Annotated in this window: 4 protein-coding genes; 1 reads left to right on the forward strand and 3 read right to left on the reverse strand. The window is 37.9% G+C overall.

Annotated elements, in window-relative coordinates:
* Positions 1-4: 4 nt before the first annotated feature.
* From GQR47_RS13365 to GQR47_RS13375, 3 genes are all read right to left on the reverse strand, one after another.
* Positions 5-3292: a tetratricopeptide repeat protein gene (locus GQR47_RS13365; RefSeq protein ID WP_024597300.1), complete on the reverse strand. Its 3288-nt coding sequence runs from the start codon at positions 3290-3292 to the stop codon at positions 5-7.
* Positions 3292-6000 carry an endo alpha-1,4 polygalactosaminidase gene (locus tag GQR47_RS13370; RefSeq protein ID WP_024597299.1) on the reverse strand — a complete coding sequence of 903 codons (2709 nt, stop codon included), beginning with the start codon at positions 5998-6000 and terminating at the stop codon, positions 3292-3294. Before GQR47_RS13370 ends, GQR47_RS13365 begins: the two co-directional genes overlap by 1 nt.
* A gap of 305 nt (positions 6001-6305) precedes the next feature.
* On the reverse strand, positions 6306-9011 hold the full coding sequence (locus GQR47_RS13375) for an endo alpha-1,4 polygalactosaminidase (protein WP_024597298.1): 2706 nt from the start codon (positions 9009-9011) through the stop codon (positions 6306-6308).
* Between the two features lie 521 nt (positions 9012-9532).
* Here GQR47_RS13375 and GQR47_RS13380 point away from each other — a divergent pair.
* Positions 9533-11200 carry a methyl-accepting chemotaxis protein gene (locus GQR47_RS13380; RefSeq protein WP_024597297.1) on the forward strand — a complete coding sequence of 556 codons (1668 nt, stop codon included), beginning with the start codon at positions 9533-9535 and terminating at the stop codon, positions 11198-11200.
* Positions 11201-11322 lie beyond the last annotated feature (122 nt).

Below are 11322 nucleotides of genomic sequence, written 5' to 3' on the forward strand. Positions count from 1 at the left end.
AACATTAAAAATGTACGTAATAACCTAATTGTAATTGTGTATCTGAGTTACCCACTTTATTACTACTTTGGTAACCCAGCTGTAATTTAAATAAATCATCGCCCAGTACAGACCAACCTGCGCCACTTGAAACTGATACATCTACTGTATCGTTAAGTGTTTGATAGCCAGTACTTATATCAAATAACCACGAAGGGCTTGCGCCTAAATAAGGAGGTTCTAATGAGCCAGTTGAAGCAAATGAAGTCCCTAGTGCAAAACGTCTAAATGGTTGAAGGTCAACTCTTAGCGGTCTTCTGCTTGCATCTGTATTTATTAATGCATTAACACGTTCAAAGTCTTGCCATTGCGCACTAAAATAAGCGTTCCAAATTGGGCGGTCTTTTAAAATGCTGTATTGGTAACGAGCATTATATTCTTGGCCGTTTATTAGTGAGCTGCCATCGCTTCTTCGAGAAAAAGACATCGCTGCTGCTGATAGCTGTACGTTTTGTCTACCATCAATATTGTAGTTAACATAGGCCGTGGCTTTATCTAGCTGAGCATAGCTAAGTAGTGCTTCTGATTGGCGGTTTTCAACATTATATTCAAGCTTTAAACCTACCTGTGTTCGTGAATCCCATTGATAACGAGAGTCTAAGCTAAGACCTTGGCGGCTAATTAAGCTGCCTTGGTGCGAATCTATTTTTGCATCAAAATACCAACGACCAAAGGTCATTTTATCTTCTATCGCAAACAGTAATCCGTTGTTATCAAGGTTTTGCTGATTACTTAAACTTAATTTCCATTGCCCATTAGCATAAGGAAAATAAACGTTTACATCGTACTGGCTACTGTTTAAACCAGCCTCTGGTGATAGGTTTATTTCAAGCGCTCTAAAATAGGATGAGCGTGCATTCCTGAGTAAACTCAATTGCGATTCATTTGCCTCGCCAGTGAGTTCTTCGTACCAACGTTGCATGGTGGCATAGGGTTGTTTTAAATAGAGTAGGGCGTTTAGTTCATCTAATTTGCTTAGTGAACCTTCAGCTATAAGCTGTTTCGCTTTATTAAACTCGCCGTTGGTCATATAAAGTTGTAGCTTTTGCCATGGCTCTAATTTTTGTGCAGCTCGGCGTGCTAACCACCAGTTTGTTTGGGGCTCACCAATAGTGTCGGGGGCAAGTTCTTCCATTGTGTTTAATTGCATTAAATGAGGAACAGCCATCGCGCCCGCCCAGCGGAACATTAAGCCTCTGTATGCATATTTATCTTTAGGTAAGTGTTGCAGTAAATAGTGATTAAGTTCAGCAGCATTTGCATAATATCCAAGTTGTTTCATTACATCGGCTAAGTTAACCAGTGTTGTTAAGTCACTTGGCTCTGCAATGGCCAATTTACGCAAATAAAAGTAAGCACTATTATATGATTTTTCATAAATAGATAGGCTAGCTAAGAGCTGCGTCCACGCATAGGAAGTGTCGCTTTGAGAATAGCGCGTTAAAATGCGGCCAATCATTACAGTGTCATGCATTTGCAGCGCTAACCAACCTTGTGCAAGCACAACATCAGAGTCATATTCGCTTAATTTAGCAGCGCGGTTTAAAGTTGTATAAGCTGAATTTAAATCACTTTGGTTTTGATACCAATTAGAAAGAATTAACCAAGCAGGATAGAGAGCTTTATTATATCGTTGTTTATCAAGTTCAGCATGAATACGTGCAACTGATTTAGCATCATTTACTTGTGTGCTTAATAATGCAATTTGAATCAATTGACGGTCAGTTTGCGACTCACTTTTCCATAAATAATCAAGAAGCTCCTGAGGCCTACCTTCAAAGCGCAATTGTTGGTAGTGCAGCATGTCGCCTACGCTTAAAGGGCTTATTTGTTGTAACTGCTCTAATGCATATAGCTCATGAGCTTTGTCTTGGACTCGCATTGCCATGTCTACATTGGCACTCCAAAACTCATCGTCAGAACTTTCATGTTTGTTTTTTAGTACTTGCAGAGCTGTAGAAAAGTCATCTTCTAGCCAAAATGCGCGGGCAATCCAAAGTAAATCTTCTTCATTTTTAGGCCCTTTATATGTAGGCCACAAAGCTCTTAATGCTTTTAAATTACCAGTATCGTGAAGTACTTTTGCTTTCCAATATTGTGATAACGCACTTTTACCATTTATTTGCTCAAAGCGTTCAATATTATTTAACTCTTGCTTTGTGTTACCAATAAATTCGTTAGCTTGCATCCAATTAGCAAAGCCATTTCCTTTTAGATTTCTATTTTGGGCTTTATATTCGTATATATCATTAGCATCTTGGTATAAATATAGAGTGGTGGCATCGTTAATACTATCGGTAAGCATCGCAGGGGTTACGGCTTTGTTAGACATTAGCCATTTAAACTCTCGAAGTGCTTCTTTAGGCTTGTTTTGCCAGCGCTTTATCTTCCAATTTAATAAATGTAGCTCTTTGTCACCTGGGCTCTGTAGTAATAACTTTGCGAGTAATTGCTCTGCCCCTTTTGCATTTGCATTTGCTAAACGCAGGTGCATCGCTTGTGTTAAGTACTCGGTGTTATTTGGCTCATCTTTTAATAAACTTTCAATGGCTTGAGCTGCATCTTCCGTATTGCCTGCTAAGTTAGCCAAATAAAGTGTGCGTTTAATATTGGCTTGGTCGCCATAGGTTTTCCACCATGCATAAGCTTGTGCCGGGTTATTTGCACCAAGTGCAGTTTCAATCGCTTTAGCTGCAATGTCAGCATTTATATTTGTTTTATAAATAGCGAATGCTTTGTCAGGTTCCCCTGCGCTTAACCAGTAATCGGCTGCAAGGAGTGGCTGTTTATTTTTTTGATAATACTGAGCAACTTTTGCGTTTAACCCAACGGCTTTTGCAATTGTCAGTATTTGTTCGTTCCAATTTTTATGAGCTCCTATTTTTAATGATAGCTCTTCAAAGCGGTCGTCAACTTTAGCACCACTTGCTAGCCATAATGAGTAAAGCAACTTTATTTCAAGTGTTGCTTTGCGCTCGCCTCTAGGTAGCTTTTCAAGCTCGTTAGTGGCTTGTGAATACTCACTAAGCCCTATATGTAGCTCAACCAATTTAGCGCGAAGCTTTTCGTTGTCGGGCTCTGTATTGAGCGCTGCATTAAGGTAAGATTTCTCAAAGGTATAATCTTGTGAAAGTGCATCATCTTCAAAAAATAAGGTATGGGGAAATAACGCATAAAGTGCAAAACAACTTACAGCTAGTATCGCTAATATTGTTTTTATAGAAATTAACTGAGGGCGCTTTTTAGTATTCATTATAGAGCAGATCCGTTGCAGTTAAGGTAACCATAAAAGTCACCTGTAGGTATTTTAAAATGTGTTATTTTACCCCGATTAATACCTTTGAAGCGCTCACCCAAATTAGATACAAATTCGCAAGAACGTGCATTAATTAAATCAAGTGAAGCGGGCACCCATGCTTTAAAACTAACCGGTCCGTTAACTTGCCAGTTATCAATAACAACATTTGCAGATGCTAAATAAGGTTTTTTACTATTTTGGCTATGATCAAAGCTAAGGCGAGCTATGTTATTTATAATATGTATGTAGTCACCTTTTTCAGTTACACCAGATACACCTTCACTTTGAGCTATGTTTGGCACATCAAAATCGCTAGATATGCGCAGAGTGCGAATGTACTTTGAGCTAAATAACCATTCATTATCACTGTTTTTAGCAAGTGCAGAAAAGTAAAAGTCTTTTGCTACTTTTGCATAGTGGCTTAAATGCACCGGTGTATTTGGCCTTGCTAAAACATAATCAATGTTGTGTTTTAGAGCGTCTAAGCCCGCAAGAACTTCACCTGAATAAAAGTGATAATAAATAGTGTAAGGTTTTAACCTATATGGCTTTTCTGTTATTTCGAATGTTTCGGTTAAGCGTCTAAAGCCGTAATAAGGGCCATGCCATAAGTTTGTGTAAACATTTTCATTTAATATGGGGGCGTAAATTTGATACAGCAAATCTCTTTCAGGGCGACCGATAGGGGAGATGTGAGAAAGGCTTGGGTTATCAGCATTTACATCAGTATTACCGCCATTGACATTTAACACACCAGCGTCACGAGCAAGTTCAAGTGCTTTTGGGCCAGGTGTTGCATCACCAGACCATAGCATCATTACTGTTTTTTTATTTTTAGGTGCGAGCTTGTCATTAATGTACTTTATCGAGTCGGTAATTTCTTTTTTAAGGCTAATTGTGTTGTAGCCAGGCACGTCTAGATGAAAACCGTAATCTGTGTCGTCTTCATCTATTTTTTTTCGCCCAGATAGTGCTGTCCAAAAATAGGGATGACTATAAGTGTGTGAAGCAACTTCTACGTAAGGCAGGTTAAAAATACTACGCGCAATGCCTTCGAGTTTGGCACTTTGTTTAGAATGAATACCGCCTTCTTCAATATCAGCTTGGATCACTGATGACGTTAACGGTAGTTTGTAGTGTTTAATTATTTCATCTCGAATTACTTCTGCTGAATAAGGCTTACCTGCGTAGTGGGCAATACTTGTAAATCCATCTCCATCGATATGCAAAGTAAGCATTCGCCTGCCGCTTTCGGTGGTTGTATCTGGCACTAATATAGGTGGTAACCCCATTGCTTGAGTAAGCAATGTACGCGGATCAATAACCCATTTGCTGCCTTCCATCGGAAATGTATCAATTAGCCAAGGAGCAACTACTACTGCACCATATTTAGTTTTAGCAGCTTGTACAATTATTGTGTTATCAGCTGATTTTATTGTAATTAAAGGAGTCGCATTAGTTGCTAATTTTAGTAAATATGGTTTAACGATAGGGGGAGGTGTTGTGGATTCTCCTTTGAGCCAAGGTGCAAAGCTATCTTGTTTATATGGACCTTCAGGTAGTGTGTTTAACGACTCAATACCCATGTTAAATAGTAATTTAGTTGACTGTGGTAACTCGCCTAAAATAAGTTCTGGCACAACACCTAAATTAGCTTCAAGCCAATTGGTAAGTGTTGGGGTGTAAAATGCATCGCTTGAGGTCCACGAAATAATACCGGCATGTAAGCTAGGGTCAACCAAAGGTAAGTCGCGTTTTGCCATATCTATGTAATCAGGTATGTACCCCAAATACTCAATCATGGTCGCAAGCTTTAAGTGTACGGTAGTGTATATGAGTGGTTTTACGTTACTGTTATAAGGGATTAAAATGCGCCTAGGGATCGGCGTAATTGATGATGTGCCCCACGTTTGCAAGTGACCGTCGGTCACCCACGGATTGAAACCTGCGTCTATAATATTTTGTGCCATAGTAAGGCGATTACCGGGCTTTGCATAATCAATAACTTGGACGTTGAGGCCTAAACTTTGTGCTGTTTTTAATTGTGCGCTTAGCCAATCTTGGTCGTTTTTGCTGGTCACTTTATAGCTATTGTCGGTTGGATTGAAGTGGCTATACAAACCTTCAGCAACTAAGTCACTTGCTAAATTAGCGAGTTTAGGCAATAACTCAAATCCCCGATTGAGGATAAGGTGCTTATCAAAAGTCTCAGATAGTGAGCTTATTATGGTGACTAACCCAGCTTGTTGATCGGGTTTACTGTGTGTAGCATCTAATAGCTGATAGCTATCTAGGGTATCTAAAAATAAGCCGCTAAAGCCGCGTGCTTTTAATGCCGCAGCGCTACTTTTAATATGTTGTTGCCAATGTGCTGATGCTAAATCGGCAATATGGCTATTCCAGTTAGGGTTAACTGCGAGTGAAGACTTACTTTCAATAAACGACTCACCAACACTTAAATAAGCATAGACAGCAATATTACGCTGTTTAAACCAATTAAGTTCGTGCTCAGTCACAAGATCAGGCTGGACTACAACGCGAGAATAAAAGGTCATTTCGGCTAATGGCATCGGCGCTGAGTAGTAAAATGCAATACTATTATTCACAGGCTTTGCAAATACTTGACTAGAAATTAAAAGCACTAGGTATAAAAAATATTTCATTAGTAATTCATTTCAATTAATTTATAACTGTGGCTCAAAGTAATGCGGTCCAATTTATCTAGCTATTTGGTATTAGTAATATAGGGTTATTATATGTTAATGGAAGATTAATTTCTACATGTTAATTCAACCATATACTCAAGGGGTATAATAACATGCTGGTTTGATTAACTCACCACAATAAAACCCATTGGTTTGCCACTCGAGTTATTAAGAGCAACCTACAAACCTATACTTAGAAAAACGATAAAAGAATGTATCAATATGTTACTTACAATAAGAGCTTAGTTTTTTATTACTCACCATCAAGCAGCTCTTTTACATTTTAAGTAACCGTAGAATTGACCTTTTGGCAGACTAAACTGTGTGATATAAGCATTTGATTTACCTTTAAAGCGCTTTCCATCATTAGAAACAAACTCACAAGAACGCCCATTAACTAAATCAATTTTAGCAGGCACCCAGGCTTTAAAACTGACAGCTCCATTCACTTGCCAATTATCCATGGAGACATTAGCTGAAGCTAAATACGGTACATTGTTTTCTTGGCTGTGATCAAAGCTAAGCTTTGCTAAATCATCAGTTATATGAATGTAATTACCCTTTTGAGTGACGCCGGATATTCCTGAACTTTGAGCTACATTAGGAACATCAAAATCATTGGGAATACGTAATGTTCGAATACTTTGAGAGCTAAAAACCCATTCGTTATTGCTGTTTTTAGCAAGAGCTGAAAAATAAAAGTCTTTAGCTATTTTTGCATACTGGCTTAAATGTACTGGCGTATTCGGTCTTGCAAGTACGTAGTCTATATTATATTTCAGGGCATCAAGTCCAGCAGGTAGTTCACCAGAATAAAAATGAAAGTAAATACTATAGGGTTTTAATCTGTATGGTTTTTCTGTAATTTCAAATGTTTCGATTAGGCGCTTAAAACCATAATAAGGCCCATGCCACAAGTTGGTGTATACGTTCTCGTTAATAATGGGTGCATAAATTTGGTATAACAAGTCACCTTCAGGTCGTCCAATTGGCGATACATTTGTAAGAGTTGGGTTATCAGCTTTTACTGAAGTATTACCACCATTCACGTTGAGCACGCCAGCTTTTCTTGCTATGGCTAAAGCCTTTGGTCCTGGAACCGCATCGCCTGACCATAGAATTAATACTGTTTTTTTATTCTTTGGCGTCAGTCGTTCATTAATATATTGAATTGACCCTGAAATTTCTTTTTCTAAATCGACAGAGAGATACCCAGGAATATTTAAATTAAGTCCGTATTTCGTATCATCTTCATCTATGTTTTGTATCCCTGATAGCACTTTCCAAAAGTAAGGGTGGCTGTATGTGTGTGATGCAACCTCTACATAAGGTAGTTTAAATATATCTCTTGCAACTTGCTCAAGTTCTTCACTTTGTTTTGGATGTAAGCCGTTAGGCTCTATGTCTGCTTGTATTATGGAGGATGTTAATGGCAATTTGTACCTTTTTATTATTTCATCGCGAATAACTTCTGAGTTGTATGGCTTACCTTTGAAGTGCGCAACGCTACTAAATCCATCGCCATCTATGTGCAAAGTTAACATACGCCTTCCGCTCAGAGTCGTTGTATCAGGAGCTAATATTGTGGGTAAATTTAGTACTTTTGTTAACAAGTTCTTAGGGTCTATCACCCATTTACTGCCTTCCAGTGGTAAATTATCAATTAGCCAAGGGGCTACTATTATGCCACCTAGTTTAGTCTTACTTCCTTGCGCTAGGATTTTACCATTTGCTGAACTAATGCTAATTAACGCTGTGGCGTCTGAGGTTAACTTAAGGGAATTTGGTCTGATAATTACAGGTGCTTTTGTAGTTTCACCTCTTAGCCAATCGGCAAAGTATTTAACTTCATAAGGGCCAGGTTGCGCATTATTTATATTTTCTACGCCTAAACTAATCAGTAATTTATTTGATTGAGGTAATTCCCCTAATATTAGCTCCGGTACTATTTTTAAACCCCCTTCCAGCCATTTAATAATCTCAGTACTATAAAATATATTACTAGTAGTCCAAGAAATAATGCCGGCATGTAAACTGGGATCTATTTTAGGTAAACTTTCTTTAGCTACATCTACATAATCAGGAATATACCCTAAGTATTCTATGACTGTAGCAAGCTTTGAATGAACGGATTTTTTAACTAAGGGTGAAATATCGCTATTATAAGGGATTAATATTCGCCTAGGCACAGGTGTTATCGATGATGTACCCCATGTTTGCAAGTGGCCATCTGTCACCCATGGATTAAAACCTGCGTCTATAATCTTTTGTGCCATAGCGAGGCGGTTATCGGGCTTTGCATAATCAATAATTTGGACGTTGAGGCCTAAGTTTTTTGCTTTTTTTAATTGTGCGCTTAGCCAATCTTGGTCGTTTTTGTTGGTCAGTTTATAGCTATTGTCGTTTGGGTTGTAATGGCTATATAAACCTTCCGCCACTAAATCATTGGCTAAATCAGCGAGTTTAGGCAATAACTCAAAGCCCCGGTTGAGAATAAGGTGCTTATCAAAAGTTTCAGATAGAGAGCTTATTATGGTGACTAATCCAGCTTGTTGTTCGGGTTTACTGTGCTTGTCATCTAAAAGTTGATAGCTGTCTAGAGTATCTAAAAATAAGCCGCTAAAACCACGTGCTTTTAATGTCTCAGTGCTCCTTTGAATATGTTGTTGCCAATGTGCTGATGCTAAATCGGCAATATGGCTATTCCAGTTGGGGTTTATACTAAGTGAGGACTTATTTCTATTAAAAGACTCGCCAACACTTAAATAAGCATAAACAGCAATATTACGTTGTTTCAACCAATTAAGTTCGTGCTCAGTGACGTGTTCGGGCTGAACTACAACGCGAGAATAAAAAGTCATTTCGGCTAGAGGCATCGGGTACGAATAGTAAAATGCAATACTATTATTTACAGGCTTTGCAAATACTTGACTAGAGATTAAAAGCACGAGGTATAAAATATATTTCATTAGTAATTCATTTTTATTAATTCATAACAGTGGCTCAAAACAATATGTTTTAATCTATCTGGTTATTTGTTACTAGGAAGATAGGGTTATTATATGTTAATAAAAAATTAATCTCTACATATTAATTTAACCTTGAGGCCAATATTTATACTCGCTTACAAATAATCTAACTCGCCGCAATTAAAACTAATTAACTTAAATAAAAGCAGTAAGGCTACGTGGATATTATTTATAGAGAGTGTTTTAAATAATGGATAAACGTTGGATGAATTATTTTTATTAAGACTAAGGTCTCTGCGTTATTGGTGTCTAAAATGCCGAGTTGGGATTATAATATGGCTAAGCTGACTTCTAACTAACTTGGTCCTACCTAATTTTACCTATGCTTTTCTTAATATAAGTTTAAAGCGATATAAATGAGCGAAGTTATTTTGGGCAAATAAGTAAATCTGCAAACTATATTAGTTTTGCTAGATTTTAGTTGTTGCTGCACACACACCTTTATTCACCTCGGAGAAAAAATGAGTAATTTAAGCTTGAAAAACAAATTGCTGTTACTAGCTATTTTACCGCTAATGCTACTTTTGATCAGCTTAATGCTGAGTTCTTATTATTTAGAGAATAAAAATCAGCAACAAAATTTTGAAGCATTTCAAACTAAGTTAATAAGTGACAAGCAAACGTTACTAAGTACCGAAATTGAAATTGCTAGCAAAATTGTTCGCTATCAATTAGCAAATGGCTCTGAGCAAGATGCTAAAAACGCTTTAAGAGACTTAACATTTGGCCAAGGTGGTTACTTTTTTATATACGACACCAATGGCATTAGTGTTTTTCATGCATTACTAGGTGATGCTATTGAAGGGCAAAACAAAATAGGGATGACTGACCCTAACGGTAAAAAAATAATAGTGGGCTTATTAGAGCAAGCTAGAAAAGGCGGTGGCGCTTTTAACTATCATTTTCAAAAACCAAATACCACAGGCTTAGTTGAAAAGATGGGCTATGCAGCAATGATACCAGGCACAAACTGGATGATTGGTACTGGCGCATATATGGATGATATAGACGCAGAGCTACTTAAATACCAAACAACAATGCAAGATCACATGAATGATAAGGTAATGACCTTATTATTAATTGCTTTATTTTGGGTTGTTTTAACAATTATATGTGCGTTAGTTGCCGCAAACACAATGGTAAAACCAATACAGCGCATGGCGCAAAGCCTTGACGATATTGCAAAAGGTGAGGGCGATTTAACTAAGCGTCTAGACATTGATACTAATGATGAAATAGGTCAACTTGGCGAAGCATTTAATATGTTTGTAAGTAAGCTACATGGCATTATTGCTAATGTGGTTGATGTAACACACGATGTAAAAACAGCTTCTGGTGACATAAATACACAAACACGATTAATTGAAGACAAGTTACTTAATCACAATCATGAAACAGACCTTGTTGCAACGGCTATTACCGAAATGTCGGCTACTTCTCATGAGGTGGCTCAAAATACAAACCAAGTGGCAGAGTCAACTCAAGCGGCAACGCAAGAAGTTGCTAAAGCTCAAGAGTGTGTTGATATTTCACTCTGTGAGGTTTCAAACTTAATGGGCGAAATTAACCTAGCTGCTGAACAGGTTGATTCACTCAGTGATCAATCTAAAAAGATTAATAGCGTACTAAGTGTAATTGGTGGAATTGCTGAGCAAACAAACTTACTTGCACTCAATGCTGCAATAGAAGCTGCGCGAGCAGGTGAGCAAGGCAGAGGGTTTGCAGTTGTAGCCGATGAAGTAAGAAGCCTAGCAAGTCGTACTCAAGTTAGCACCCTAGAGATTAGTGAAATGTTGAGTGAGCTACATAATTTAGTATCAGATGCAGTTGCAGCAATGCAAGCAAGCCAAAGTAGTTGTAATCGCTCTGTTGAATCCTCTCGTGCTATTTCAGAAAGTTTAGGCGCTGTAACAAGCTCAGTTAGATCAATTAACGACATGAGCACACAAATTGCGACAGCGGCGCTGGAGCAAAGTAGCGTTACAGAAGAAATAAACCGTAATGTATTTGCTATTCAAGAAATAGTTAATGAGCTAACTATTTCAAGTAAAACCACCTCTTCAGTTGGTCAGCATTTAGCTGGGCGTGGTGAAAGCTTAGGACACTTAGTTGGCCAATTTAAAATTTAACAAAGCTTAAAGCCCTACACTAAAAGCCGCTAATAGCTGTCTCTTATACACAAATCCCTGCTAAGAAATTAGCGGGGATTTTTTTGAACTAAATCTCAATGTCATGATCAGATCTTCAAATC

The organism is Pseudoalteromonas sp. Z1A2 (genome assembly GCF_011378755.1).
In the GTDB taxonomy this organism is placed as follows: Bacteria; Pseudomonadota; Gammaproteobacteria; order Enterobacterales; family Alteromonadaceae; genus Pseudoalteromonas; species Pseudoalteromonas distincta.

What these genes read in the sequence shown, in the direction of transcription:
- GQR47_RS13365 (WP_024597300.1), bottom strand. Translation starts at nt 3,292, where the DNA reads ATGAATACTAAAAAGCGCCCTCAGTTAATTTCTATAAAAACAATATTA.
- GQR47_RS13370 (WP_024597299.1), bottom strand. Translation starts at nt 6,000, where the DNA reads ATGAAATATTTTTTATACCTAGTGCTTTTAATTTCTAGTCAAGTATTT.
- GQR47_RS13375 (WP_024597298.1), bottom strand. Translation starts at nt 9,011, where the DNA reads ATGAAATATATTTTATACCTCGTGCTTTTAATCTCTAGTCAAGTATTT.
- GQR47_RS13380 (WP_024597297.1), top strand. Translation starts at nt 9,533, where the DNA reads ATGAGTAATTTAAGCTTGAAAAACAAATTGCTGTTACTAGCTATTTTA.